The sequence below is a fragment of the Micromonospora siamensis genome, assembly GCF_900090305.1.
Taxonomy (GTDB): Bacteria; Actinomycetota; Actinomycetes; order Mycobacteriales; family Micromonosporaceae; genus Micromonospora; species Micromonospora siamensis.
In genome coordinates this window covers 1224971-1251056 of the sequence record NZ_LT607751.1, presented here as the reverse complement: position 1 = coordinate 1251056, position 26086 = coordinate 1224971, and the positions used below count along the sequence as shown (strand labels likewise).

At 75.1% G+C, this 26086-nt stretch carries 27 protein-coding genes; 12 read left to right on the top strand and 15 right to left on the bottom strand.

Annotated elements, in window-relative coordinates; translation table 11 throughout:
- The first annotated feature begins 24 nt into the window (after positions 1 to 24).
- On the top strand, positions 25 to 627 hold the full coding sequence (locus GA0074704_RS05895; protein ID WP_088969557.1) for a TetR/AcrR family transcriptional regulator: 603 nt from the start codon (positions 25 to 27) through the stop codon (positions 625 to 627).
- 20 nt (positions 628 to 647) lie between these two features.
- Here the strand turns inward: GA0074704_RS05895 and GA0074704_RS05890 are convergent, their stop codons facing one another.
- Positions 648 to 917, bottom strand: coding sequence for a metal-sensitive transcriptional regulator (locus GA0074704_RS05890; protein ID WP_088969556.1), 270 nt, complete (start codon positions 915 to 917; stop codon positions 648 to 650).
- Positions 918 to 981: 64 nt separating this feature from the next.
- Positions 982 to 2019, bottom strand: a complete 1038-nt coding sequence (locus GA0074704_RS05885; RefSeq protein WP_088969555.1) for an extracellular catalytic domain type 2 short-chain-length polyhydroxyalkanoate depolymerase — start codon at positions 2017 to 2019, stop codon at positions 982 to 984.
- Between the two features lie 286 nt (positions 2020 to 2305).
- Between GA0074704_RS05885 and GA0074704_RS05880 the strand changes: the two genes are divergently transcribed.
- Positions 2306 to 3049, top strand: a complete 744-nt coding sequence (locus GA0074704_RS05880; protein ID WP_088969554.1) for an SAM-dependent methyltransferase — start codon at positions 2306 to 2308, stop codon at positions 3047 to 3049.
- Between the two features lie 47 nt (positions 3050 to 3096).
- Here GA0074704_RS05880 and GA0074704_RS05875 read toward each other — a convergent pair whose 3' ends face one another.
- From GA0074704_RS05875 to GA0074704_RS05850, 6 genes are all read right to left on the bottom strand, one after another.
- A complete protein-coding gene (locus GA0074704_RS05875) occupies positions 3097 to 3879 on the bottom strand; it encodes an L-threonylcarbamoyladenylate synthase (protein ID WP_088969553.1) in 783 nt (260 codons plus the stop codon).
- A 73-nt stretch (positions 3880 to 3952) separates the two neighbouring features.
- Complete coding sequence (leuD, locus tag GA0074704_RS05870) at positions 3953 to 4591, bottom strand: 3-isopropylmalate dehydratase small subunit (protein WP_088969552.1); 639 nt, start codon at positions 4589 to 4591, stop codon at positions 3953 to 3955.
- Between the two features lie 13 nt (positions 4592 to 4604).
- Positions 4605 to 5999 carry a 3-isopropylmalate dehydratase large subunit gene (gene leuC / locus GA0074704_RS05865; protein WP_088969551.1) on the bottom strand — a complete coding sequence of 465 codons (1395 nt, stop codon included), beginning with the start codon at positions 5997 to 5999 and terminating at the stop codon, positions 4605 to 4607.
- Positions 6000 to 6294: 295 nt separating this feature from the next.
- On the bottom strand, positions 6295 to 8448 hold the full coding sequence (locus GA0074704_RS05860) for an MMPL family transporter (protein WP_088969550.1): 2154 nt from the start codon (positions 8446 to 8448) through the stop codon (positions 6295 to 6297).
- A 66-nt stretch (positions 8449 to 8514) separates the two neighbouring features.
- The gene (locus GA0074704_RS05855) at positions 8515 to 9210 is read right to left on the bottom strand and encodes a response regulator (RefSeq protein ID WP_088969549.1); all 696 of its coding nucleotides are present in this window, start codon (positions 9208 to 9210) and stop codon (positions 8515 to 8517) included.
- A complete protein-coding gene (locus GA0074704_RS05850; protein WP_088969548.1) occupies positions 9207 to 10373 on the bottom strand; it encodes a sensor histidine kinase in 1167 nt (388 codons plus the stop codon). Before GA0074704_RS05850 ends, GA0074704_RS05855 begins: the two co-directional genes overlap by 4 nt.
- A gap of 180 nt (positions 10374 to 10553) precedes the next feature.
- Between GA0074704_RS05850 and GA0074704_RS05845 the strand changes: the two genes are divergently transcribed.
- The 6 genes from GA0074704_RS05845 (at position 10554) to GA0074704_RS05820 (ending at position 15486) form a co-directional block, all read left to right on the top strand.
- A complete protein-coding gene (locus tag GA0074704_RS05845) occupies positions 10554 to 10967 on the top strand; it encodes a TOBE domain-containing protein (RefSeq protein WP_088969547.1) in 414 nt (137 codons plus the stop codon).
- Entirely contained in the window at positions 10967 to 11749 is a 783-nt protein-coding gene (modA, locus tag GA0074704_RS05840) for a molybdate ABC transporter substrate-binding protein (RefSeq protein ID WP_088969546.1), read from the top strand. Before GA0074704_RS05845 ends, modA begins: the two co-directional genes overlap by 1 nt.
- A gap of 104 nt (positions 11750 to 11853) precedes the next feature.
- Complete coding sequence (locus GA0074704_RS05835; protein ID WP_231926884.1) at positions 11854 to 12624, top strand: ABC transporter permease; 771 nt, start codon at positions 11854 to 11856, stop codon at positions 12622 to 12624.
- 116 nt (positions 12625 to 12740) lie between these two features.
- On the top strand, positions 12741 to 13808 hold the full coding sequence (locus GA0074704_RS05830; RefSeq protein ID WP_088973479.1) for an ABC transporter ATP-binding protein: 1068 nt from the start codon (positions 12741 to 12743) through the stop codon (positions 13806 to 13808).
- Between the two features lie 58 nt (positions 13809 to 13866).
- Positions 13867 to 14295 (top strand): ATP-binding protein, encoded by a 429-nt coding sequence (locus GA0074704_RS05825; protein ID WP_088969545.1) that lies wholly within the window; start codon positions 13867 to 13869, stop codon positions 14293 to 14295.
- 15 nt (positions 14296 to 14310) lie between these two features.
- On the top strand, positions 14311 to 15486 hold the full coding sequence (locus GA0074704_RS05820; protein ID WP_088969544.1) for a PP2C family protein-serine/threonine phosphatase: 1176 nt from the start codon (positions 14311 to 14313) through the stop codon (positions 15484 to 15486).
- 7 nt (positions 15487 to 15493) lie between these two features.
- Here GA0074704_RS05820 and GA0074704_RS05815 read toward each other — a convergent pair whose 3' ends face one another.
- From GA0074704_RS05815 to GA0074704_RS05805, 3 genes are all read right to left on the bottom strand, one after another.
- On the bottom strand, positions 15494 to 15988 hold the full coding sequence (locus tag GA0074704_RS05815) for a DUF2231 domain-containing protein (protein ID WP_088973478.1): 495 nt from the start codon (positions 15986 to 15988) through the stop codon (positions 15494 to 15496).
- Positions 15989 to 16095: 107 nt separating this feature from the next.
- Positions 16096 to 17289 (bottom strand): sensor histidine kinase, encoded by a 1194-nt coding sequence (locus GA0074704_RS05810; RefSeq protein ID WP_197697601.1) that lies wholly within the window; start codon positions 17287 to 17289, stop codon positions 16096 to 16098.
- A 13-nt stretch (positions 17290 to 17302) separates the two neighbouring features.
- Positions 17303 to 17968, bottom strand: a complete 666-nt coding sequence (locus GA0074704_RS05805; protein ID WP_088969543.1) for a response regulator transcription factor — start codon at positions 17966 to 17968, stop codon at positions 17303 to 17305.
- Between the two features lie 174 nt (positions 17969 to 18142).
- On the opposite strand from GA0074704_RS05805, the gene GA0074704_RS05800 reads away from it, so the two are divergent.
- The 4 genes from GA0074704_RS05800 to GA0074704_RS05785 all read left to right on the top strand — a co-directional run bounded on the left by GA0074704_RS05800 (position 18143) and on the right by GA0074704_RS05785 (position 21746).
- Entirely contained in the window at positions 18143 to 19348 is a 1206-nt protein-coding gene (locus GA0074704_RS05800) for a DUF2786 domain-containing protein (RefSeq protein WP_088969542.1), read from the top strand.
- Positions 19349 to 19492: 144 nt separating this feature from the next.
- The gene (locus GA0074704_RS05795) at positions 19493 to 19852 is read left to right on the top strand and encodes a YciI family protein (protein WP_231926883.1); all 360 of its coding nucleotides are present in this window, start codon (positions 19493 to 19495) and stop codon (positions 19850 to 19852) included.
- Positions 19849 to 21096 carry an RNA polymerase sigma factor gene (locus tag GA0074704_RS05790; protein ID WP_088969540.1) on the top strand — a complete coding sequence of 416 codons (1248 nt, stop codon included), beginning with the start codon at positions 19849 to 19851 and terminating at the stop codon, positions 21094 to 21096. The genes GA0074704_RS05795 and GA0074704_RS05790 overlap by 4 nt, the downstream gene beginning before the upstream one ends.
- A gap of 29 nt (positions 21097 to 21125) precedes the next feature.
- Positions 21126 to 21746 carry a dihydrofolate reductase family protein gene (locus GA0074704_RS05785; protein ID WP_088969539.1) on the top strand — a complete coding sequence of 207 codons (621 nt, stop codon included), beginning with the start codon at positions 21126 to 21128 and terminating at the stop codon, positions 21744 to 21746.
- A 2-nt stretch (positions 21747 to 21748) separates the two neighbouring features.
- Here GA0074704_RS05785 and GA0074704_RS05780 read toward each other — a convergent pair whose 3' ends face one another.
- From GA0074704_RS05780 to GA0074704_RS05765, 4 genes are all read right to left on the bottom strand, one after another.
- Complete coding sequence (locus tag GA0074704_RS05780) at positions 21749 to 22255, bottom strand: hypothetical protein (protein ID WP_157743605.1); 507 nt, start codon at positions 22253 to 22255, stop codon at positions 21749 to 21751.
- A 298-nt stretch (positions 22256 to 22553) separates the two neighbouring features.
- The gene (locus tag GA0074704_RS05775; RefSeq protein WP_088969537.1) at positions 22554 to 22727 is read right to left on the bottom strand and encodes a CsbD family protein; all 174 of its coding nucleotides are present in this window, start codon (positions 22725 to 22727) and stop codon (positions 22554 to 22556) included.
- Positions 22728 to 22811: 84 nt separating this feature from the next.
- Positions 22812 to 25079 carry a heavy metal translocating P-type ATPase gene (locus GA0074704_RS05770; RefSeq protein ID WP_088969536.1) on the bottom strand — a complete coding sequence of 756 codons (2268 nt, stop codon included), beginning with the start codon at positions 25077 to 25079 and terminating at the stop codon, positions 22812 to 22814.
- A gap of 15 nt (positions 25080 to 25094) precedes the next feature.
- The gene (locus tag GA0074704_RS05765) at positions 25095 to 26084 is read right to left on the bottom strand and encodes a hypothetical protein (protein WP_088973476.1); all 990 of its coding nucleotides are present in this window, start codon (positions 26082 to 26084) and stop codon (positions 25095 to 25097) included.
- Between the last annotated feature and the right edge of the window lie 2 nt (positions 26085 to 26086).

The following is a 26086-nucleotide window of genomic DNA, read 5'->3' as shown; positions in this document are numbered from 1 at the left end:
TCCCGTCGCCGAACGGAGAACCTCGTGCCCAAGATCGTCGACCGGGACGCCCGCCGCGCCGAACTGGCCGAGGCGCTGTGGCGGGTGGTCTACCGGGACGGCGTCGCGGCGGCCACCGTCCGCAGCGTCGCCGCCGAGGCAGGCTGGTCAGCCGGCTCGCTGCGGCACTACTTCAACACCCAGACCGAGCTGCTCGCCTTCGCCATGGAGCATGTCATCGACCAGGCCACCGCACGGTTCGCGGCCCGCACCTGGGACGGTCCCACCCGCGAGGTGGTGCGGCAGATGCTGGAGGAGGTGCTGCCGCTGGACCGGCAGCGGGCCCGGGAGGCCGAGGTGTGGCTGCTGCTCGCCGCGCGTACCCGGACCGACCCGGCGACCGGGCCGCTGATGCGGCGGGCCGACGACGGGGTCCGCCGGGCCAGCGAACTGGCCGTGCACGCGCTCGCCGCCGACGGGTTGGTCGCCCCGGGCCGGGACCCGGCCCTGGAGACCGCCCGGCTGCACGCCCTGCTCGACGGGCTCACCCTGCACGCCCTGCTGCACCCCGACCTGATGCCACCGGACCGGCTCCGCGCCGTGCTCGCCGACCACCTCGACGGCCTGCGGCACGAGCGGCCGGACTGAGCCCGGCCGCTCGTCGCGGGTCAGGCGAGGGCGAGGAAGAGCTTCTCCAGCTCCGCCTCGGTCATCTCCGGCTCCTCGCCGGCCTCCCGGGCGGCGCCGCAGTGCTGCATGCCGGAAGCGATGATCTTGAAGCCGGCGCGGTCGATGGCCTTCGAGACCGCGGCGAGCTGGGTCAGCGTCGCCCGGCAGTCCTCGCCGCTCTCCATCATCTCGATCACCGCGTTGAGCTGGCCCCGGGCCCGCTTGAGCCGGGTCAGCGCCTCGCCGGTCATCTCGGGTCGAAGCTTCACCACGCACCTCCTGGAGCCAGCGTACCCACGGGGGTACGCCGCAACCCAGCCTGCGCCGACCCGCTCAGCCACCCAGCCGCCGCACCATGTTCATCACGGTCTCCACCTGCGCCCCACCCTTGATCGGGTAGTTCGTGGCGCCCAGGTACCCCCACCAGTCCCAGCAACCGTTCGGGTTCACCCCGGTCGAGATCGCCTGCGGATAGAGGACGATCGTCCGGTTGGTGTCCGCGTACTGGTTGAGGTTGGCCCGGTCGACGAAGGCGGTGCCGACCCGGGCGTACCCCTGGGCGCAGCCGTGCAGGGCCACCAGCAGCCGGCAGGTGTCCCCCGCGGCGCAGCTCGCCGGCACGTACGCGAAACCGCTCGAGTCCATGCTCAGGCCGTTGGCCCAGCCGTTGACCGCGAACGCGTCCTGGCCGAACCGGACGAGCGTGCCGCCCAGCGGGCCGGTGTTCGGCGGCGCGACCGCACCGAACAGCTTGCCCAGGAAGGCACCCTGCGGGTCGGTCCCGCAGTCGTTCAGGTACGGCGAGGCGGTCGAGGTGCAGCCCACCGTGCCGTACGGGGTTACCCAGGCGTGCCCGGCGGCGCTGCCGCTGTCGTACCGGACGCTGGCGCCGAAATCCTGGTAGTAGCGGACCAGGTCGTCGGTGACCGACTTCTTCACCGTGCCGTCACTGCCACCGTGGTAGACGTAGACCGGCTGGCCGGCGAGGTTGCCCGTGCCGTCGATCCAGCCGTACGACGCCCAGCTGCGGGTGTAGCCCTCCAGGGTGGACACGTGGGTGGGATAGAGGTTGTCGCCGCAGCCGTACAGCGCCTGGGCGACGTTGTTCTGCGCGCAGTAGTACGGCCCGGCCGCGAAGATCGCCGCGCCCCGGATCCGCGCCGAGTACGCGACCTGGAGCTGGGTCGCCAGGTAGCCACCGGAGGAGACCCCGGCGACGTAGACACCGGAGACGCGGTACGTGCCCAGCGGGCCGGCGACCGGGGCCTTCGTGTACGGGGTGGCGGCGGCCCGGGCGGGCACGCCGGTAGACAGGAGCAGGAGCAGGGCGGCGACCAGGGTGGCGGCGACCCTTCTCGGCGTGGTGGTCATGACGTCCTCCGTCTCGCCGGCCGGGACGGGGGCCGGCGTGCGACGACGGTAACGTGACATAGACCACAGCAGATATCCGTCCGGCCGACACCCTCCGGACGGCCGTGGTGTGGACCGGGCACCCCCGGAAACCCGTTGCCCGCCCCGGAGTCCCCGCCTAGCCTGACGGCCGTCACTCCGACGAGCCTCGAAGAGGGTGTTTTCGTGCCGCTGCCGAGCGTGCCGGTCCCTGCCGACCGGCGTCCGACATCCATCCGCTCGCGCACGACCGTCAGGAGACACCGACATGGATCTGCCCCGCCACCACGTCATCCGCGAGGGTGACCTGCGCATCCTCAACCCGTTCGACGCCGGCAAGCTGGCCACCCTCGGTCAGGCGATCCGACTCCAGCCCGGCGACTCGCTGCTCGACCTGTGCAGCGGCAAGGGCGAACTGCTCTGCACCTGGGCCCGCGACCACGGCGTCGCCGGCACCGGGGTGGACATCAGCACCGCCTTCACCGCCGCCGCCCGGGACCGGGCCGCCGAACTGGGGGTGGCCGACCGGGTCCGGTTCGTGCACGGCGACGCCGCCGCCTTCGTACCCGAGGGGCCGGTCGACGTGGCCGCCTGCATCGGCGCCACCTGGATCGGCGGAGGTGTCCCCGGCACGCTGGAGATCCTGGCCCGCGCCCTGCGCCCCGGCGGGATGGCGCTGGTCGGCGAGCCGTACTGGCGGCTGGACCCGCCCGACGAGGAGACGGTCCGCGACTGCCACGCGACCGCCAGGGACGACTTCCACGACCTGGCCGGCCTGGTCACGCTCTTCGGCGACCTCGGCTGGGACCTCGTCGAGATGGTCCTCGCCGACCAGGGCAGCTGGGACCGGTACGCGGCGGCGCACTGGCTCAACCTGCGCCGCTGGCTGGACGCCAACCCGGAGGACGAGCTGGCCGGGGAGCTACGCCGGGAGCTGACCGGGGATCCACTGCGGCACGTCCGCCGCCGGGAGTACCTGGGGTGGGGGGTCTTCGCCCTGATCTCCCGCTGACCGCACCGGTCGGGCCGGGCCACCGTGCCCGGCCCGACCGCGCGGGATCAGTAGTACTGGCCGTGCCGGTAGTCCCAGGACGGGAACGCCACCGCCAGGTTCTCCATGATCCGGTCGCAGTCGAGGCCGCGGCGGATCAGGGTGGGACACGGGGTGACCGACCGCTGACCGTGCTGCTCCGGCACGAGCCGACCGGCCTCGTCCACCATCGACACCATCACGCCCTGCTCGTGGCGGCTGCCCTCGTCCTTACCGGGCTGGATCGAGGCGACGTAGTCGTCGGCGGCGAGGATGAAGTCTGCCTCTCGCTCGATCCGCTCGCCGATCCCGTCGACCCGGCCCTTGTTGCCCACCCCGGACGGGTTGGCGGAGCTGGCGAAGGTCAGCGTCCGCGACTGCCACATCCTCTCCACCAGCTGCTCCGCCGGCCGGCCGAACCGGATCACGAAGCAGCTGGTGCCCCGCGAGTCCATCGCCAGCTCGTGCGCCGTCGGGTCCGGGATCAGCGCCTTGGCCTCCTCCCGCCAGGGCAGAATGCAGCCGAGCAGGACGTCCTGCTCCCAGTGGGCCTGGTAGAAGCGGAGGATCTCGTCGTTGAGCACAGCCAGCTCCTGAAGCTGCGCCAGGTCGGCGCAGAGCACCACGCCGGGCTTGTCGCGCCGCCGCCGCTTGGCGTCGAACTTGCGCTCCAGGCCAGCGCCGTCGGTGGTCATCAGGATGTAGCCGACCTTGGTGGCGGCCACGACCAGCCCGCCTTCGGCGGCCAGCGCGTGCACGGCCTCGTCCGGGGCGGAGCCCGGCCACTGCACGCGCGTCACGGTGGTGGTCATGAAGGATCAACCTCGCTTCTGGTTCTGCTCGTCCGGCCGCCCGCCGGGGCGGTCGAGGCCGGGGACGGAATGCCTACTGCTCGACGCCGGAGAGCTCGAACGCCGGCTCGACCTGCCCGTTGGTGCGGGGCATCCAGAACGGGCGACGCTCCTCGTGCCGGCGGATCTGCTCGTCGTAGTCGAGCGCCAGGTCGATCAGGTCCTTGCCGTTGATCAACCGGTAGCGGGCGTTCTCCTCGATCACGAACGGGACGTCGACCACCCCGGCGGCCGTACACGTGACGGTACGGGCGACCAGGTCGACCGTGACGGGCGCGGCGGCGTCGGCGGTCACCGCGGCCATCACCTTCCGGCAGGACGCCTCGTCGAGGGTGACCGGGACCAGGCCGATGTTCGGCAGGTTGTTGCGGAAGATGTCGGCGAAGCTCGGCGCGATGATCGCCTTGAAGCCGTAGTCGCGCAGCGCCCAGGGGGCGTGCTCGCGGGACGAGCCGCAGCCGAAGTTCGGCCCGGCCACCAGGACCGTCGCGCCCCGGCGTTCCGGCTGGTTGAGCACGAACCCCGGGTCGCGGCGCCACTTGGCGAACAGGCCGTCCTGGAAACCGGTGCGCTCGACCCGCTTCATCCACACGGCGGGGATGATCTGGTCGGTGTCGACGTCGGAGGCGTCGATCGGCACGGCGGTGCCGGTGATGCTGTCGATCTTGTCCATGGTGACGTCCTTGTCAGTCGGCCAGGCTGGCGGCGAGGCGGCCGGAGATGGCGGTCGCGGCGGCGCTGCGCGGCGAGACGAGGTGGGTACGGGCGCCGGGGCCCTGCCGCCCCTCGAAGTTGCGGTTGGAGGTGGAGGCGGCGTGGGTGCCGGGCTCGACCACGTCGCCGTTCATCGCGATGCACATCGAGCAGCCCGGGTTGCGCCACTGGAAGCCGGCGGCGGTGAACACCTCGTGCAGCCCTTCCGCCTCGGCCTGCCGCTTGATCTTCTCGGAGCCGGGCACCACCAGGGCGGTGATCCCGTCGGCCACCGTGTGCCCCTTGACCACCTCGGCGGCGGCCCGCAGGTCCTCCAGCCGGCCGTTGGTGCAGGAGCCGATGAAGACTGTCCGGATCGGGATCTCGGCGATCCGCTGCCCGGGACGCAGGCCCATGTAGTCCAGCGCCCGGACGGCGGCGTCCCGGGCCACCGGGTCGGCCAGCGCGGCCGGGTCGGGCACCGCGCCGTCGATGTCGGTGGTCTGACCGGGGTTGGTGCCCCAGGTCACCTGCGGCCCCAGCCCGTCCAGGTCCAGCTCCACCACGGTGTCGAAGACCGCGTCGGGCGCGCTGCGGTAGGTCGACCACTCCGCCTTCGCCCGTTCCCAGTCGGCGCCCTGCGGCGCCCGCTCGCGCCCCTCCAGGTAGGCGAAGGTGGTCTCGTCGGGGGCGATCAGGCCGCTGCGGGCGCCGGCCTCGATGGCCATGTTGCAGAGGGTCATCCGGCCCTCCATGCTCATTCGGTCGATGACCGGCCCCTGGAACTCGATCAGGTGGCCGGAGCCGCCGTCGGTGCCGATCGCCCGGATCACGGCCAGGGCGACGTCCTTGGCGGTGGCCTGCGGAGAGATCGTGCCCGCCAGCCGGACCAGCATGCTCTTCGGCTTGCTCATCCGCAGGGTCTGGGTGGCGAGCACGTGCTCGACCTGGCTGGTGCCGATGCCGAAGGCCACCGCGCCGAACGCGCCGTGGGTGGCGGTGTGGCTGTCGCCGCAGACGATCGTCATGCCGGGCAGGGTGAGGCCCATCTGCGGGCCGATCACGTGCACGATGCCCTGCCCGAGGCTGTTCATCGGGTGCAGCTCGACGCCGAACTCGCGGCAGTTGCGGATCTGGAGCATCAGCTGCCGCCGGCCGATCTCGTCGGCCAGCGGGACCTGCCGGCTGCTGGTCGGCACGTCGTGGTCGGCGGTGGCGATCGTCAGGTCCGGCCGGCGGACCCGGCGGCCCGTGTCTCGAAGCCCCTCGAACGCCTGAGGAGAGGTGATCTCGTGAACGAGGTGCATGTCGATGAAGATGAGCTCCTCATCGGTGCCGTCGATGACGTGCTCCGCCCAGATGCGTTCGACAAGCGTTCTCTCGGCCACGGTCCTCGTCTCACAATGTGGAGTAGGTGTCTACATTCTGGGCCAATATTGGCCCAGTCCCAGCCCAAGGGTCAAAGACCGACCACCAGTTGGGACGCCGCCCGACCTGGCCGATCACCGTGAGGCCTGGGCGGCCGGAGCGGCCGCGCGGCAGCACGCAAGCCGACGAGCGTGATACCTCAGAGTCATCAAAATGCCCCTGAGGTATCACGCTCACTTCGGGCGGCTGTCGGGGCCGCGACCCGCCCGGGAAGGGAGCGGCACGGAGGGACCGGGCGACCCGACGACCGCCCGCTCAGGCGGAGCGACCCGCGGCGTGCAGGTGGTGGTCGCCCGCCGCCACGGACCGCGCACCTGGGCCGTCCTCCAGCCGGACCTGCGGCAGCACCCGGTCCAGCCAGCGCGGGAGCCACCAGTTGAGCCGCCCCAGCAGCTCCATCGACGCCGGCAGCAGCACCAGCCGGACCACCGTCGCGTCCACCGCCACCGCCACCGCCAGGCCCAGGCCGAGCTGCTTGACCCCCAGGTCGGCGCCGAGCATCACCGACAGGAACACCGCGATCATGATGGCCGCCGCCGCGCTGATCACCCGGGCGCTGCGGGCCAGCCCCTCCCGGACCGCCCGCCGGTTGTCCCCGGTCGCGTCGTACGCCTCGCGGATCCGGGAGACCAGGAAGACCTCGTAGTCCATGGAGAGCCCGAACAGGATCGGGAACATGATCAGCGGCACCCACGCGGTGACCGGCATCGCGGTCGGGAAGTTCAGCAGCCCGCCCAGCCAGCCCCACTGCACCACCGCCACCAGCACCCCGAACGACGCCCCGATCGAGATCAGGTTGAGCAGGCCGGCCTTCAGGGCGAGCACCACCGACCGGAAGACCACCATCAGCAGCAGCAGCGACACGCCCACCACCACCACGATCACCACCGGCAGCCGGTCCCGGGTCAGCTCGGCGAAGTCGATGGTGGCCGCCGCCGCCCCGCCCACGTACGCGGGCTGGCCCTCGGTCGCCCGGTGCAGCCGGTGGACCAGCTCGACGGTGGCCGGGTCCTGGGTGCCGGTGGTCGGGCGGACGGCGAGGACCGCCACCGCACCGTCCCGGCTGCGCCGCGGTGGGCTCACCGACGCCACCCCGGGCAGCCCGGCGATCCGCCCGGCGATCAGCTCCGGGTCACCCTCGGGCAGCCGGACCACCACCGAGAGGGTCGCGTCGAACCCATCCCCGAAGCCGTCGGCGAGGATCCGGTGCGCCTGGTAGGCGCTGGTGTCCCGGGGCTGGGTACTGGCGTCCGGCGTACCCAGCCGCATCCCGAGCACCGGCGCGGCCAGCCCGGCCAGCACCAGCGTGGCCAGCAGCGTGGCGACCACCGGCCGGCGGGCCACCGCACAAGCCCAACGCGCCGACAACGGCTGCGCCGACTCCCGGCGCCGGTGCACCGACAGCCGGTCGATCCGGTGCCCGAGCAGCCCCAGCAGCGCCGGCAGCAGGGTCACCGCTGCGGCCATGGTGACCGCCACCGTCGCCGCCGAGCCCACCGCCAGGCCGCGCAGGAAGCCCAGGTTGGTCAGGAGCAGGCCGCAGAGCCCCACCACCACGGTGCCGCCGGCGAAGAGCACCGCCCGGCCGGCCGTCCCGGTCGCGTCCACCACGGCCTCGGCCGGCGTACGCCCCGCCGCCAGCGCCTCCCGGTAGCGGGTCACGATGAACAGCGCGTAGTCGATCCCGACGCCCAGCCCGATCATCGTGGCGAGCACGGCGGCGAAGCCCGGCGTGGGGAGCACGTTGCGCAGCAGCTCCAGCGCGGAGAGTCCGACCACGATGCCGACCACCGCGGTCACGATCGGCACCACCATGGCGAGCACCGAACCGAAGGCGATCAGCAGCACCACCATCGCCACCGCCAGCCCCACCGCGTCGGCCGCGCCGCCGCCCGGCGTCTCCACCGCGTCGACCGCCCGCCCGGAGAGCGCGAACGTCACCCCGTCCCCGGTGGCCGCGTGCACCCGGTCCAGCAGCTTCGCGGTCTCCGGCACCGGCAGGTCGCCGCTGGGCACGGCCAGCGCGGCCACCGCGTACGCCGTGTGCCGGTCGGCGGACACCTGCCCCTGGCCGGAGTACGGGGAGCTGACCCGGGCGACGTGCGGGGAGCGGCCCAGCTCGTCGACCAGCCGGGTCACCCGGTCCCGGACCGCCGGGTCGTCGACCGGGACGGTGGAGCGTACGGCCAGCGTGATCGAGTCGGCGGTGAACTCCGGCAGGTGCTCCCGCACCAGCCGTTGCGCGGTGCCCGACGAGGTGGGGCCGGTGGTGAAGTCGTCGGAGGTGGGGCCGGACCAGCGGGCGGCCAGGAGGACCGACACCACCGCGATCAGCAGCCACCCGACGACGACGGTGAGCCGGCGACGGTGGCAGAAGGCGGCGAGCCGGGCGAGCCATGAGGTGTCCATGGCACCGATGCTGGTCGCGGCGACGCCCCGGGACGTCCCCCCGGGGAAGACACCCGGCCGCCCCGGCTACTGCCCCGGCGTACTCCCCGGGGAGTACGCGTCGGGCGTGGCCAGCCCGCTCTGGTAGGCGACCACCACCAGTTGCGCGCGGTCCCGGGCACCCACCTTGGCCATCGCCCGGGACACGTGGGTCTTGGCGGTCAGCGGGCTCACCACCAGGTGGGCGGCGATCTCCTCGTTGCTCAGGCCGGCCGCCACCAACGCGACCACCTCACGTTCCCGGGCGGTGAGCGCGGCGACCTCCGGCGGCTCGCGGCGGGCCACGGCCGGCGTCGCGGCGGCGACCGAACGCCGGATCACCGCCCGGGTGACGCTCGGCGAGAGCAGGGCGTCGCCCCGGGCGACGATCCGCACCGCCTGCACCAGCTCCTCCGGCTCAGCGTCCTTGACCAGGAAGCCGCTCGCCCCGGACCGCAGCGCGGCGAAGACGTCCTCCTCCTCGACGAAGGTCGTCAGCATCACCACCCGCACCCCGGACAGCTGCGGGTCCTCGGTGATCCGCCGGGTGGCGGTCACCCCGTCCACGTCCGGCATCCGGATGTCCATCAGCACCACGTCGGGGCGCAACTCCCGGGCCAGCGCCACCGCCGCCCCGCCGTTGCCGGCCTCGCCCACCACGGTCAGGTCGCCGGCGCCCTCCAGCAGCGCGCGCAGCCCGGCGCGGACCAGGGACTGGTCGTCGGCGAGCAGTACCCGGATCACGTCGTCGTCCCCCTCGGCAGTGTGGCGCGTACCCGGAAACCGCCGGCCGGTCGAAGCCCGGCGTCGAAGGTCCCACCGAGCGCCTCGACCCGCTCCCGCATCCCGGCCAGGCCACGCCCGCCCCCGTCCCCGGCGGTCGGGCCGGCGCCCGGCCCGTCGTCGCCGACCTCGATGGCCAGCGTCCCCGGCGCGGTCCGCAGCCGCACCTGCGCCCGGGCCAGCGGGCCGCCGTGCCGCAGCACGTTGGTCAGCGACTCCTGAAGGATCCGGTACGCCGCGTGGTCGACCGGACCGGCCAGGTCCACCCCGCCCGGGTCGCCGTCCAGCTCGACCCGCAGCCCCGCGGCCCGGACCGCGTCCAGCAGGTCGGGCAGCCGGTGCAGCCCGGCGTCCCGCTCGGTGGCCGGCCCGCCGTCGTCACCGCGCAGCACCCCGAGGGTGGCGCGCAGCTCGGCCAGGGCCTCCTTGCCGGTGCCCCGGATGGCGGTCAGCGCCTCGCGGGCCCGCTCCGGCTCCCGGTCGAGCAGCTGCAACGCCGCCGCCGACTGCACGGTGATGGTGGCGATCGCGTGCCCGACCGTGTCGTGCACGTCCCGGGCGATCCGCAGTCGTTCCTCGGTCACCCGCCGCTCCGCCTCCCGCTCCCGCTCCCGCTCGGCCTGCGCCAACCGCTCGCGCACACCGGCGGCGTACGCCCGGCGGCTGCGGACCAGGGCGCCGAGCAGCATCGCCACCGCCACGACGGCGACCTGGGGCAGGAACACGGCCACCGTGTCCAGCGGTGGCAGCCCCCGCCGGACGCTCACCTCACCGCCGGTGAGCAGGAAGAACGACGGCACCGGCAGCACCCGCCACAGGTGGCCGGCGAGGGCGGCGTCGTAGAGCGGCACAGCGAGCACCAGTGCCGGCGGGAAGCCCGGGTAGCCCACCGCGTAGAAGACCAGCAGCGCCCCGGCGGCCAGGTAGAGGGCGACCAGCGGGGACCGGCGGCGCAGCAGCACCGGCGCGGCCATCGCCGCCCCGAGGGCGTACGCGAACCAGTCGCGCGGCCGGGCGCCGGCCTCCTGGCCGGTCACCACGGCGAACTCGGCCACCACGAGCACGGCCAGCGTGACGGCGGCGTCGACCAGCCACGGTCGGGTCGCCGGACCGGTCCTCGCCACGGCACTCACCGTAGGGGGCCGGCACCGCCGACGCCAGCAGGTAAGGAGGAGCCCGCCGCCGACGCCTGCGGCCGGGTTCCGAGCCACCACGCAGTTGCCAGGGCTGAGGATGGCTACGGCTTGCCAATGCGAGGATTCCGGGGAGTTTCGCGCCGCAGCCACGATGGCTAGGGTGGTGGCGTGTCTGAGTTCCGGATCGGCGAGGCCGCCGAACTGCTCGGCGTCAGCGCCGACACGGTGCGGCGCTGGGTCGACGCCGGCCGCCTCCCCGCCAGCCGCGACGACCACGGGCACCGGACGATCGGCGGCGCCGACCTGGCCGCCTTCGTCCGGGCCGGCGCCGCCGACCAGGAGGGCACCGGGCGTTCCTCGGCCCGCAACCGGCTGCGCGGCATCGTCACCGCGGTGGTCAAGGACACCGTGATGGCACAGGTGGACATCCAGGCCGGGCCGTTCCGGGTGGTGTCGTTGATGAGCCGGGAAGCGGTCGAAGAGCTGGACCTGCGGGTCGGCTCGGTGGCCGTCGCAGTGATCAAGTCGACGACCGTGGTGGTGGAGCGGGCACCCGTGGCCGGCAACCCGAGGAGCGGCTGATGAGACGGCTACGCCCGCTGCTGGCCGGGGCGGTCGCCCTGGCCGCGCTCACCCTGACCGGCTGCGGCGGCACCGACGACCCGCCCGGCGCGGGCGACACCGGCGGAGGCACCGTCACGGTCTTCGCCGCCGCCTCGCTAACCGAGTCGTTCACCGCGCTCGGCAAGCGCTTCGAGGCCGCCCACCCGGGCACCCGGGTCACCTTCAACTTCGCCGGCAGCTCCGCGCTGGCCACCCAGATCACCCAGGGGGCGCCCGCCGACGTGTTCGCCTCCGCCGCGCCCGGCCCGATGCGTACGGTCACCGACGCCGGGGACGCCGCCGGTGAGCCGGCCGTCTTCGTCCGCAACCAGCTGGTGATCGCCGTGCCGGCCGGCGACCCGAAGGGCGTACGCGGCCTGGCGGACCTCACCCGGCCGGGCACCAAGGTCGCCCTCTGCGCCCCGCAGGTGCCCTGCGGCGACGCGGCCCGCAAGGCCCTCGACACCGCCGGCGTACGCCTCACCCCGGTCACCCTGGAGCGGGACGTCAAGGGCGCGCTGGCCAAGGTGAGGCTGGGCGAGGTGGACGCCGCCCTGGTCTACCGCACCGACGTCCGGGCCGCCCCGGGGCTGACCGGGGTGGAGTTCCCCGAGTCGGCGCGGGCGGTCAACGACTACCCGATCGTGGCGCTGAAGGGGGCCGGCAACCCGGCCGGGGCGGCGGCCTTCGTCGCGTACGTCCGTTCGCCCGCCGGCCGGGCCGTCCTCACCGCGGCCGGCTTCCAGCCGCCACCGGCGTGACCGGCACCGGCGTGACCGGCACCGACGGCGCCGCCCCGGCCGGGCCCGCGACGACCGGCGCGGCCCGGAGCGGGGCGGCGCGGCGGCGCGCCGCGGCCGGTCGGGTGCCGGCGGCCCTGCTGGTGCCGGCCGGTTTGGGCCTGCTCTTCCTGCTCCTGCCGCTGGTCGGGCTGCTGGCCCGGGCCCCCTGGACGACGCTGCCGCAGCGGCTCACCGCGCCCGGGGTGCTCACCGCGCTGCGGCTGTCGGTGCAGACCGCCACCCTGGCCACCCTGTTCTGCCTGCTGCTCGGCGTGCCCCTGGCCTGGCTGCTGGCCCGGGTCGAGTTTCCCGGCCGCCGGCTGGTCCGCGCGCTGGTCACCGTCCCGCTGGTGCTGCCACCGGTGGTCGGCGGGGTGGCGCTGCTGCTGGTCTTCGGTCGCCGGGGGCTGCTCGGCGGCTGGCTGGACGACACGTTCGGCGTCACCCTGCCGTTCAGCACCGCCGGGGTGGTGCTAGCCGAGGCGTTCGTGGCGATGCCGTTCCTGATCATCGCGGTGGAGGGTGCGCTGCGCGGCGCCGACCGACGGTACGAGGAGGCCGCCGCCACCCTGGGCGCCGGCCGCTGGACCGCCTTCACCCACGTCACGCTCCCCCTGGTCGCCCCGGGGGTGACGGCCGGCGCGGTGCTCTGCTGGGCCCGGGCGCTCGGTGAGTTCGGCGCGACCATCACCTTCGCCGGCAACTATCCGGGCCGGACCCAGACCATGCCGCTCGCCGTCTACCTGGCCCTGGAGACCGACCTGGAGTCCGCCGTGGTGCTCAGCCTGATCCTGCTCACCGTCTCGGTCGGTATCCTGGCCGCGCTCCGCGACCGCTGGGTGACCGGCCCGTGAGCGTCACCGACCAGCCCGGGGGCGCCCCCGGCCGACCGGTGAGGGCCACCGACCAGGCCGAGGGCGCGACCGACCGGCGGGCCGGACCGGCCCCGGACGCCCCCGGCGGTCGGCCGCTGCTCGACGCCCACCTGGTCGCCGACCACCACGGTTTCCGGCTGGACGTCCGGCTGCGGATCGCCGCCGGCGAGGTGGTGGCGCTGCTCGGGCCCAACGGCGCGGGCAAGAGCACCGCGCTGCGGGTCCTCGCCGGGCTGCACCCGCTCACCGCCGGCCACGTCACCCTCGACGGCGTCGACCTGGACCGGCCCGCCCGCCGTGCCTTCACCCCGCCGGAGCGCCGCCGGATCGGCGTGGTCTTCCAGGACCACCTGCTCTTCCCGCACCTCACCGCCCGGGACAACGTGGCGTTCGGGCCGCGCCGGCGGGGACTGGACCGGCGGGCCGCCCGGGCCCGGGCGCAGGAGTGGCTCGGCCGGGTGGGGCTCGCCGGGTATGCCCGACACCGGCCCCGGCAGCTCTCCGGCGGCCAGGCCCAGCGGGTGGCGTTGGCCCGGGCGCTCGCCGTCGACCCGGCCCTGCTGCTGCTCGACGAGCCGCTGGCCGCGCTGGACGCCCGGACCCGGCTGGAGACCCGTACCGAGCTGCACCGGCACCTCGCCGCCCACCGGCACGCCGCGCTGCTGGTCACCCATGACCCGCTCGACGCGCTGGTGCTCGCCGACCGGCTGGTGATCGTCGAGGACGGCCGGGTGGTGCAGGAGGGCGACGCCGCCACCGTCACCGCCCGGCCGCGCACCGACTACGTCGCCCACCTGGTCGGCCTGAACCTGCACCGGGGCCGGGGCGACGGGCACGCCGTCCGGATCGCCCCGGAGCTGACCCTGACCGCCGCCGACCGGGTCGACGGGGACGCCTTCGTGGCCTTCCCGCCGTCGGCGGTCGCCCTGCACCGGCAGCGGCCCGACGGCAGCCCCCGCAACACCTGGCCGGCCACCGTCGTGGGCGTCCAGCGGCACGGCGACAACCTGCGGATCCAGCTCGACGGGCCGGTCGGGGTGGCGGCCGACGTCACCCCGGCCGCGGCCGCCCAGCTGCGGTTGGTCCCCGGCCAGCCGGTCTGGGCGGCGGTGAAGGCGGCGGAGACCCGGGCATACCCGGCCGGACCACTACGCCCGGAGTGACCGTACGGACACCCTCCGGGCAGTGTGACGGGCAACTACCGAGGGTAAAAGGCAGATCATGGGACAGCTCCGCACCTCGCCGCCGACGCCGCAGGCCACCGAGATCGAACGCTGGGAGCTGACCAGCGGTGCGGAGCTGCGCACGCTGCGCGCCTCCCTGCACAAGGCGCTGACCGGGGAGGTGCTCGCCGACGGCGCGTCCCTGGAGGACATCCCGGAGGCGGTCGTCCTGGTCGCCACCGAACTGGCCACCAACGCCCTGGTACACGGCCTACCGCCGACCACGGTCCGGCTGCTGCGCGCGGACGACTGCTTCATCCTCGACGTCGCCGACCACGACCTGACCACCATCCCCGAGCTCGCCGACACCCGCCCGCTGGGCTCCGGCGGGCGGGGTCTGCAACTCGCCCGGGCCTTCTCCCTCGACGTGGGCTGGTACGCCACCGAGGGAACGAAGCACATCTGGGCGTCGTTCCCCCGCGGCTGAGAGGCGCGACCGCGAATGGGTGAGCGCGAGGCCCTGCACGACCTGCTCAGGGAGTCCCACCACGCGCGGCCGGAGGACCTGCCCCGGCTGGCCCGGCAGGCCGCCGCCCAGCTGGGCGCCAAGGACATGCTGCTCTGGCTGGTCGACCACGAGCAGCGGGAGCTGCTGCCGATGACGGACCCGGGCACCCCGCACCGGGAGCCGATCACCGTGGACGGCACCCTGGCCGGCCGGGCGTACGGCCTGATGCGGCCGATCGCCGGGGCGGACCACCGGCTCTGGGTGCCGTTGCTGGACGGGCTGGAACGCCTCGGCGTGGTGGAGGTGGTCAGCGGGGCGCCGGTTCCCGACGACCGGGTGCCGGACTTCTCCGCCGCCGCCTCCCTCCTGGCCGAGCTGCTGGTCACCCGGGGCGCCTACAGCGACACCGTGGAGCGGGTCCGCCGCCGCGAGCCGATGCGGCTGGCCGCCGAGATGCTCCGCGCCCAGCTGCCGCCGCTCACCTTCGCCACCGGCAGCATGGTGATCAGCGGCGTCCTGGAACCCAGCTACGACGTGGGCGGGGACGCCTTCGACTACGCGGTCAACGGCGACGTCGCGCACCTGGCGCTCTTCGACGCCGTCGGCCACGGCTCCAGCGGCGGGATGCGGGCGGTGATGCTGGCCAGCCTGGCGCTGGCCGCGTACCGCAACGCCCGGCGCAGCGGCCTCGACCTGGCCGCCACCTACCACCACATCGACGAGGCGGTACGCCGGCACGACCGCCGGGGCCTGATCACCGGGGTGCTGGCCGAGCTGGACCAGCGCACCGGGCGGCTGCGGGTGATCTCGGCCGGGCACCCGAGCGGGCTGGTGATCCGGCGCGGGAAGGTGGCCACCGTGCTGCCCACCCCGACCGCGCTGCCGGTGACCCTCGGTGACCTGCGGCCGGCCGTGGTGATCGAGGAGGTCTTGGAACCGGGCGACGACGTGCTCTTCTACACCGACGGGATCATCGAGGCCCGATCCGCCGAGGGGGAGCTGTTCGGGGTGGACCGGCTGGTCGACTTCACCGTCAAGGCACTCGCCGACGAGCTGCCGCTGCCGGAGGCCGCCCGGCGGCTGGTGCACGCGATCCTCGCGTACCAGGACGATCGGCTCGGCGACGACGCGACGGTGCTGCTGGTCCGCTGGCTGGGGTCCCCGGGCTGAGCGACGGTCAGTCGTCGCCGCCGGCCTGCTGGGCCACCGGGGTGTCCCCCCAGACCGCCTTGGCGCCCGACTCGCCCACCCGGTAGACCTGCACCAGGTTCGCCGCCGCGACCACCACGGCCAGCACGGCGGCCACCACGTTCAGCGCCGTCGAGCCGGACGCCGGCCGGTCGGTGCCGGTGCGGGTGGCCCGCCGGTGCAGCAGCACCAGGCCGACCGCGACGACCAGTAGCGGCAGGGCGAACCAGAGCAGGGTGTCGCCGAGTTCGGCGTGCCGGCCCGGGTCGCCGACCCGGTGCTCCAGGCTCTCCCCGCTCTCGGTGGCCAGCGGGACAGCGGCCGTGGCCAGCGCGGCGATCGCCACCACCAGCACGCCGAAGCGGCCCCGCCAGGCCGGCCGGACGGCGAGGGCCAGTACGCCCAGCGCGGCGAGCGGCAGCAGGACGACGACGGCGTGCACCACGAGCGGGTGCACGGGCAGTCCGTTGACGGTGTCGGGCACGGTCACTCCTCGGTCGGTGGTTGTCGCCCCCACCCTGGCCGCCGTTTCTTGCGAATTCCTTGCCCACCCCGGGCTGGGCGTTCGCGGCCCGCCCCCGGCCGGCCCGCTCAGGCGGCGGGCAGCAGCAGGGTGAACGTTGCCCCCTGGCCGGGCGCCCCGGCCACCTCGACCGTGCCCCGGTGTGCGCTCGCCACGTGCTGCACCAGCGCCAGGCCGAGTCCGAACCGTCGGCCCGCGCCGCCCTCGCCGTGCGCGAACCGGGCGAAGAGCCGGTCCGCGTCGGCCGGATCGAGGCCCACCCCGTCGTCGGCCACCCGGGCGTGCACCCGGCCGTCGTCCCGGGTCACCGAGACCCGTACCGAGCCGCCGGGCGGCACGTGGCCGATGGCGTTGTCCACCAGTGCGGTCAGTGCCCGCCGCAGCGCGGTGGCCGCCCCGCGTACGGGGGCCGCGGGGTCGGCCTCGACGCTCAGCCCGACCTGCCGTTGCGCGGCGTACGGCGCCATGCTGGCCACCACGGCGCGGGCCAGTTCGGCCAGGTCCACCACGGTATCCGGCAGCGGCTGCTGCTCGGCGGCGGCGGAGACCAGCAGGTCCTCCACCACCTCACCCAGCACCCGGGTGTCCGCGACCAACCGGTCCAGCTCGTCGGCGAGGCCGGCCACCGGCCGCTGACGGGCCCGCCGGGCGAGCAGCTGGGCCCGGGTGTGCAGCACGGTCAGCGGGGTGCGCAGCTCGTGCGAGGCGTCCGCGACGAAGCGGCGTTGCAGGGTGAGCGCGGTGGCCAGCGGCGCCACCGCCCGTCGGGCCAGCAGGGTGGCCGCCACCAGCGCGCCGGCCAGCCCGGCCAGCTCCGCCAGCAGCAGCGCGCCGGCCAACCGGCGGCGCTCGTCGTCGAGCGGACGCAGGTCGGCCGCCACGGCCCAGCGGCTGCCGTCGGCGCGGCGGTCGACCAGCACCCGGACCGGACGGTCGTCGCCCGCGTCGGCCTCGAACCGGCCGTCCCGCCGGCCGGCCGCCCGGTCGAGCACCCGGACCAGCTCCGGCGAGGCGGCCGGGGTGACGTCGGCGGGGCCGGCCCCACCGGCCGGCCAGCGGGCGAGGTACTGCCCGGGCGGCGGGTCGTCCACGTCCTCGGCCTGCACCAGGACCTGCCGCAGCTCCGCGTCGAGCGTCCGGGACTGCTCCCGCACGGTGAGGGCGAACATCAGCCCACCGGCCAGCAGCAGCACCGCCCCGATCGCGGCGGCGGTCTGCCAGACGCTGCGCCGCCGGGCGCGGATCAGCCGGGCCTCGTCCACGTCCCGCCCGCCCTCACTGCCCGCCGAGCCGGTAGCCGAGCCCGTGCACCGTACGCACCACGTCCCGGCCGAGCTTGCGGCGCAGGTGGTGGACGCAGGCGTCGACGGTGCCCGGGGCGTCGGCCCGGTCGAAGGCGGCGCTGAGCAGCTCGGCCCGGGTGAAGACCTTGCTGGGGCGGCCGGCCAGGGCGTGCAGCACGGCGAACTCGCGGGCCGAGAGCGGGAACTCGGTCGTCCCCTCGACCACCCGCCGGTTCGCCACGTCCAGCCGGCGCCGCCCGACGGGCAGCCAACCGGCGGTCTCCGGGTGCCGGCGGCGCAGCGCCCGCAGCCGGGCCAGCAGCTCGGCCACCTCGAACGGCTTGACCAGGTAGTCCTCCGCGCCGGCGTCCAGCCCGTCGACCCGGTCGGCGACCGAGCCGCGGGCGGTGAGCAGCAGCACCGGGCAGGCCACCCCGCGTCCGCGCAGCCGGGCCACCAGCTCCAGCCCGTCCAGGGCGGGCAGCCCCCGGTCCACCACCATCACCTGGTAGTCCCGGGTCAGCGCGTGGTGCAGGCCGCGGTGCCCGTCGGCGGCCACGTCGACGTCGTACCCCTCCTCGGTGAGCAGGTCGGCGAGCAGCCCGGTCAGCGCGCGGTCGTCCTCGACCAGCAGCAGGCGGGGCCGGGTGCACTCCATCGGCCCAGTATTCACCCCGCCCCGACCGGCCCCGGGTCACGGACCGTGGGGAGAGTTGCGCCACCTCCCGGGCGGTACGCGCCCCGGACGCCGCTGCGCGGGTGCCCGGCGGCGGTACCGTTCCGCCCGGACGACCGGCCGCCGGGCCGGCCGAGGAGCACCGGGGAGCAGTCCGTGACCGACGCCGACGACCTGATCAGCGAGGCCGTCGCGGCTGCCCGCGGCACCGACGTACGTCTGGCGGAGCGGTCCCTGGACCGGCTGGTGGTGGGCGCCCCCGATGTGGTGGCGGCGGCGCTGCGCGCCCGGCTGGTCCGCCGGGTCGGCGGGCTCTGGTCGCGGGGCTGGCAGCCGCTGGACCTGGCCCGGATCGCCGCCCGACGGTTGGACCCGCGCGCGGCCCGGCTGGTCGCCGACCTGGCCGTCGCCCAGCGGGCCGAGCTGGCCGGGGCGGTGCCGGCCTGGTTCGACGAGCAGGTGGCCGCCCTCGACGGCCGGTGGGACGGCGACGCCGGCTGGCTGGAACGGTGGGCCGGCCGGCAGGGCGTGGACCGGATCAGCGCGCTGCGGGACGCCGTCGACGTCCTGGTGCTGGTGGAGTCGCTGCCGCCGATCGCGGTGCTCCGGCCGCCGCCCGGCGGCCCGGCCGCCGCCGGCCGGGACGCCTCCCGCTCCTCCGGGTCACCGATGCTGGACCGGGTACGCGCGCTGCTGGCCAAGGCCGAGTCGACCACGTTCCCCGCCGAGGCGGAGGCGCTGACCGGCAAGGCGCAGGAGCTGATGGCCCGGCACAGCATCGACGCGGCGCTGCTGGACGCCACCGCGGAACGCCCCGACCGGCCGGGCGGGGTCCGGCTCGGCACCGAGGCGCCGTACCCGGGGGCGAAGGCGCTGCTGGTGCAGGAGGTGGCGGCGGCGAACCGGTGCGAGTCGGTCTGGTCCGACGACCTGGGCTTCGCCACCGTGCTCGGGTTCCCCACCGACCTGGCCGCGGTGGAGCTGCTCTACACCTCGCTGCTGGTGCAGGCCACCGCGGCGATGCTGCGCGGTCGGGCCGAGCGGCGGCCGACCGGCAGCCGGCGCACCAAGGCGTACGACGAGTCGTTCCTGAACGCCTTCGCCCTGCGGATCGGCGAGCGGCTGCGGGAGTCCGCCGACGCGGTCGACCGGGCGGTGGCAGAGGAGGGCGACGACCGGCTGCTGCCGGTGCTGGCGGCCCGCTCGGACGCCGTGAAGGAACGGATGGACTCCCTCTTCCCGGGGGTCACCCGGGCCCGGTTGACCGTCCGGGACGCCGAGGGCTGGTCCTCCGGCACCTCCGCCGCCGACCGGGCCTCGCTGCGCCCCGGCCGGCCCGCCCGGCAGGTACGCGGCCGCTGACCGGCCCGGCGCACCCGGCCGGCGGTCGGACCGTGATTTTCTTCCCGGGAGGTCGTCGGATCCGTCGGGTCGGCTCCGACCCCGTACCGAGAGGTGCCACGAGCGGCGTGGCACCGGTCCGTGAGGAGTGCCGCCGTGAAGTACATGCTGCTGATCTGGAACCGTCCCGGCTTCGTCGAGGGGCTCACCGAGCAGGAACGCAACGAGATCTTCGGTGAGGTCGACGAGATCATGAAGGAGCTGACCGCCTCCGGTGAGCTGGTCGGCGGGGAGGCGCTGGCCGACCCGTCGCAGACCCGGACGGTGCGGCTGGCCGGTGGGCGGGCGGAGGTCACCGACGGCCCGTTCCTGGAGAGCAAGGAGCAGTTCGCCGGCTATCTGACGGTCGACTGCGACAGCCCGGAGCGGGCCGCCGAGATCGCGGCGGGCTGGCCAGACGTGCGGCGGGGTCTGGGCGTGCTGGAGGTGCGCCCGGTGATGGGTGACGGCGGGACCGAGATGTGAGCGCGCCCGGGGCGGTCGAGGAGCTGCTGCGCGGCCTCGCGCCGCAGGTCCTCGGCATCCTCGTCCGCCGGCACGGCCAGTTCCACGCCTGCGAGGACGCGGTGCAGGAGGCGCTGCTGGCCGCCGCCACCCGGTGGCCGGCCGAGGGGGTGCCGGAGCATCCCCGCGGCTGGCTGCTGACCGTGGCGGGGCGGCGGCTGACCGACGAGTGGCGCAGCGAGCGGGCCCGCCGGGAGCGCGAGGTCGCGGTGGCGGTCCGGGAACCGGCGTACGCGGCGGTCGCCCCGCCGCCGGACGAGGTGGCGCCGGCCGACGACGACACCCTGCGGCTGCTCTTCCTCTGCTGCCATCCGGCCCTGAACCGGCCCGCGCAGGTGGCGTTGACGCTGCGCGCCGTGGGCGGGCTGAGCACGGCGGAGATCGCCCGCGCCCACCTGTTGCCGGAGCCGACGATGAGCCAGCGGATCCGCCGGGCGAAGCAGCGGATCGAGGCGACCGGGGCCCGGTTCACGCTGCCCGCCCCGGCCGAGCGGGACGAGCGGCTGCGGGCGGTCCGCCAGGTGCTCTATCTGATCTTCAACGAGGGGTACACCGCGTCCACCGGCCCGGACCTGCACCGGGCCGAGTTGACCGCCGAGGCGATCCGGCTGACCCGGGAGCTGCACCGGCTGCTGCCCGACGACGGCGAGGTGACCGGGCTGCTGGCGTTGATGCTGCTCACCGACGCGCACCGGCCGGCCCGGACCGGGCCGGCCGGTGAGCTGGTGCCGCTGGCCGAGCAGGACCGCGACCGCTGGGACCGGGGGGCGATCGCCGAGGGGGTGGCGCTGGTGACCGACGCGCTGACCTGGTCGGCGCCGGGGCCGTACCAGGTGCAGGCGGCGATCGCGGCGGTGCACGCCGAGGCGCCGTCGGCGGCGGAGACCGACTGGCCGCAGATCGTGGCGTTGTACCGGGTGCTCGCCGCCGTGGCGCCGAGCCCGATCGTCGACCTGAACCGGGCGGTGGCGGTGGCGATGATGGACGGCCCGGAGGCCGGGCTGGCCCTGCTGGCGCCGCTGGCCGGCGACGAGCGGACCGCCGGGCACCACCGGCTGGCCGCGGTCCGCGGGCACCTGTTGGAGCTGGCCGGGGACCGGGCGGCGGCGCGGGCGGCGTACCTGGCCGCGGCGCGGGGCACCACCAGCGTCGCGGAGCGCCGCTATCTGGAGCTGCGGGCGGCCCGGGCGGGCGGGGACCGATGAGTACGCCGGCCCACCGGAGTCCACCCGGAATGGGAAACGTGAGCTGTCAGATCTCCATGTCGCTGGACGGGTACGTGGCGGGGCCGGAGCAGAGCCGGCAGGACCCGCTGGGCCGGGACGGGCTGCGCCTGCACGAGTGGTTCTTCGGCCTCTCCGACCTGCCCGAGGGGGACCCCCGGGGGGTCGACGTCGCGGTGGTCGAGGAGATGACCCGGGACGTCGGGGCGTACGTGATGGGCCGCCGGATGTTCGGTGACGGCGGTGGGCGGTGGGACCCGCAGTGGCAGGGCTGGTGGGGTGACGAGCCGCCCTGGGGGGTGCCGGTCTACGTGCTGACCCGGCAGGTGCGCGAGCCGTTGGTGATGAAGGGCGGCACGGAGTTCCACTTCGTCACCGACGGGCCGCGGGCGGCGCTGGCCCGGGCCCGGGAGGTGGCCGGTGAGCGGAACGTCTCGGTGGCCGGCGGGGCGGAGACCGTGCGGCAGTTCCTGGCGGCCGGGCTGCTGGACACGCTCCAACTGCACGTGGTGCCGATCGTGCTGGGCGCCGGTGAGCCGCTCTTCGCCGGGCTCGGCGACGTACGGCTGGTGCAGGAGTCGGTGGTGGCCGGGCCGACGGTCACCCACGTCACCTACCGGGTACGCCGCTGAGGTCAGGCGCGGCAGTCCTTGGCGAGGCGCGGCGGGATGGCGACGAAGGTGGAGTTGAGCCACTTCACCGGGGCGCTCGACTCGGCCCCGGCGTCGATCTTCTTCGCCGCGTCGGTGACCAGCGCCCGGATCTGCGGGTCCTGGGCCCGGGCGGCCTGCTCCCGTACGTCGTCGGCCAGGTCGGCGAGGTTCTCCTTGAGCTGTGCCTCGACCTGTTCGGGGGTGAGGTCCTGCCGGGTGGCGGCGGCGGAGTCGGCGGCGATCTCCCGGCTGCCCTTGAGGATCAGGTCGTCGACGGCCTTGCAGACGGAGGCGGTGTTGGCCGCGGTCACCCGGGACGGGGAGGCGCTGGGGGTCGGCTCGGCGGTCGCGGCGGGCGTCGTGGCGGACGCGGCGGTGCTGGTGGGGGCGGCCTGCGGCGTACCGGCGGTGTCGTCGCCGTCCTGGCAGCCGGCGGTGAGGGCGGCGACCGCCGCCAGGGCGAGGGCGGCGGTGGTGGTGCGGGTCATCGGCTTCCCCGTTCGGTCGTCGGCCACCCCGGTCGGGACGGCACGGTCGGCGTGGGCTGGGGCCCGCTCGCCCCACCCGTCGCCGCGCTGGCGCAGGGTCTCGGCGGGGCGTCGTCGGAGGCAACGAGCCGGCCGCCGGGCGGGAAACGCCACCCGGACGACGGTAACCCGGTCACGCTCCGCAGCCGGGCCGGCGGGTCGCCGGGGCGGGCGGCAGCGGGACGTCGGGCAGGCCGTCGGGCCGCGCACACGACGCCGGACCGACCACTGGTCGGTCCGGCGTCCTGAGGTCGTACAGTCAGCTCTTGAAGGCGTCCTTGATCTTTTCGCCGGCCTGCTTGAGGTTGGCGCTGGCCTGGTCGTTGCGGCCCTCGGCCTCGAGGCGCTCGTTGTCGGTGGCGCGCCCCACGCCCTCCTTGACCTTGCCGGCGGTGTTCTCGGTGGCGTTGTCGATCTTGTCGTCGTAACCCATGTCGAGCCTCCTCGTCAGCAATTCGTCCAACGCGCCTGAGGTACCCCGACGTCCGATTCGGGAAACCAACCGGACCGGATCGAATCACCCAGCGTGATCGACTGCGCTCCGGAACCGGCGCAGCCGGAGGCTGTTGGCCACCACGAAGACCGACGAGAAGGCCATCGCCGCGCCGGCGACCATCGGATTGAGCAGCCCGGCGGCGGCCAGCGGCAGGGCGGCCACGTTGTAGGCGAACGCCCAGAAGAGGTTGCCCTTGATCACCGCGAGGGTGCGCCGGGAGAGCCGGATGGCGTCCACCGCCGCGGTGAGGTCGCCCCGGACGAGGGTCAGGTCGGACGCCTCGATCGCCACGTCGGTGCCGGTGCCCATGGCCAGCCCGAGGTCGGCCCGGGCCAGCGCGGCGGCGTCGTTGATCCCGTCGCCCACCATGGCGACCGTCCGCCCCTGCGCCTGGAGCCGTTCGACCTCGGCCACCTTGTCGGCGGGCAGCACCCCGGCGATCACCCGGTCGATGCCCACCTGGGCGGCGACCGCGTGCGCGACGGTGGCGTTGTCGCCGGTGAGCAGCACCGGGGTGAGGCCCAGGGCGCGCAGCCCGTCGACGGCCGCCCGGCTGGTCGGCTTGACCACGTCGGCGACCGCGAGGACGCCACGGGCCCGCCCGTCCCACCCGGCCGGCACGGCCGTGCGGCCGGCGGCCTCCGCGTCGGTCACCGCCCGTTCGACCGCCTCGGGTACGTCGAGTCCGCGCTCCCGCAGCAGCCGGAGCCGGCCGACGACCACCTCGTGCCCGTCGACGGCGCCGGTGACGCCGAGCCCTTCGACGTTGGCGAAGCCGGTGACCGGTGGCAGTGCGCCCGCCTCGGCGGCGCCCACGGCGATCGCCCGGGCGATCGGGTGCTCGGAGCCGGCTTCAAGCGCCCCGGCCAGCCGGAGCAGGTCGGCCCGGTCCTCGCCGGGCGCGGGGAGCGCGTCGACCAGGGTCATCCGCCCGGTGGTGACGGTTCCGGTCTTGTCCAGCACGACGGTGTCGACCTGGCGGGTCGACTCCAGCACCTCGGGCCCCTTGATCAGGATGCCGAGCTGGGCGCCCCGGCCGGTGCCGACCAGCAGCGCGGTCGGCGTGGCCAGGCCCAGCGCGCACGGGCAGGCGATGATCAGCACGGCGACCGCGGCGGTGAACGCGGCGGTCGGTCCGGCGCCGGCGCCGAGCCACCAGCCGAGGGTGCCGACGGCGAGCGCGATGACGATCGGCACGAAGACGCCGGAGATCCGGTCGGCCAGCCGCTGCACGGCGGCCTTGCCGGTCTGTGCCTCCTCCACCAGCCGCGCCATCTGGGCGAGCTGGGTGTCGCCGCCGATCCGGGTGGCGGTGACCACCAGCCGGCCGCCCGCGTTGACGGTCGCGCCGACCACCGGGTCGCCCGGGCCGACCTCGACCGGCACCGACTCGCCGGTGAGCATGCTGGCGTCGACGGCGGAGGTGCCCTCGTCGACCACGCCGTCGGTGGCGACCTTCTCGCCGGGGCGGACCACGAAGCGGTCGCCGACGGCGAGCTGGTCGACCGGGATCCGGGTCTCCACGCCGCCGCGCAGCACCGCGACGTCCTTGGCGCCGAGCTCCAGCAGGGCCCGCAGGGCCGCCCCGGCGGTGCGCTTGGAGCGGGCCTCGAAGTAGCGTCCGGCCAGGATGAACGTGGTCACCCCGGCGGCGGCCTCCAGATAGATGTTGCCGGCGCCGCCGCCCCGGACGATGTCGAGGCTGAACGGGTGGGTCATCCCGGGCATCCCGGCGTCGCCGAGGAAGAGGGCCCAGAGCGACCAGCCGAAGGCGGCCAGGGTGCCGAGCGAGACCAGGGTGTCCATGGTCGCCGCACCGTGCCGCAGGTTGATCCACGCGGCCCGGTGGAACGGCAGCCCGCCGTACACCACCACCGGGGCGGCCAGGGTCAGCGACAGCCACTGCCAGTAGTCGAACTGCCAGGCCGGCACCATGGCCAGCAGGACCACCGGCACGCTCAGCGCCACCGACGTCCAGAGCCGGGTACGCAGGCCGCGCAGCTCGTCCACCGGCTCACCGGCCGGTTCGGCCCCGGCAGGGGTGGGCGGGGGCGGCAGCACCGCCGTGTAGCCGGTCTTCTCCACGGTGGCGATCAGGTCGTCCGCGGTGACCTGGTCGGCGTACGAGACGGTGGCCTTCTCGGTGGCGTAGTTGACGGTCGCCTGCACGCCCTCCATCCGGTTGAGCTTCTTCTCGATCCGGGCGGCGCAGGAGGCGCAGGTCATCCCGCCGATGGCGAGTTCGATCCGGTTCGCGGCGACCGGTAGGGACTTGGCTGTGGTGTCCATCGCGGCACCTCCTGCTCAGCTGTGCCCGTGTCCGGGTTCGCCGGGTCCGGCGTCCGGGGTGGGCGTGGTGGTGGGGGCGGCCGGCGCACTGCTCGCCGGGGCGTCGGTGGCCGGGGCGGCCGGCTCGCCGGCGACGACGGTGAACTCCGCCGTGTGTACGGCGTCGCCGTGCCGGAAGTCCAGGTAGATGCGGTAGCTGCCGGCCGAGGGCACCTCGGCGGAGAAGGTCACCGCGGGTCCGGCGGGAGTGCGCCCGTCGTCGGGTGTGCCCTCCGGGTGCACGTGCAGGTACGCCAGGTCGCCCTGGCGCAGCGCGACCAGGTGGCCGTACGCGCCGAGGTAGGGCTGGAGGTCGGTGACGGGCCGGCCGCCCCGCCGCACGGTGAACGTGAGCTTCGCGGTGTGCCCGGGCTCCGGCGTGCCGGCCAGTGTGACGGTGTAGCCGTCGACGGTGGTGCTGGTGGCCGGGGCGGGCAGGGGCCGCGCCTCGACCGCGCCGGGGACGGTCACGTCGACGCCGAGGGTCAGCGGCTGCGCGCCGGTCGGGGTGAAGTCGGCGAAGGCCCGCCAGACGCCGGGGCCGGCCAGTGGCGAGGCGACCCGCCAGGTGCCGTCGCTCGACATCTCGGGGTGGACGTGCCGGAAGCCGGAGAGGTCGCGCCGGGCGACGATCAGGTGCATGCGCTTGTCGTGGGCCACGTCGTAGCTTGTGACCGGGCGGCCGTCGGGGCCGGTGATCCGGAAGGCGAAGTCGCCGGCCGGCGCGGTGACCGGTTGCAGGGTGTAGCCCCGCTCGGAGACGAGCAGCCCGCCGGGGAGCCGGTCGTCGGTCGACTCCGTACCGGCACCGGTGTCGTGGCCACCGGTGTCGTGGCCGGTGGCGGGATCCTGGCGGGTCTCGGCGGCGGCGGTGACGGGGCCGGTCAGGTGACCGACCCCGTACGCCGCGCCGAACATCGCCGCGAGGCCGAGGGCGAAGCCGCTCAACTTCGTCGCCGTGTTCATCG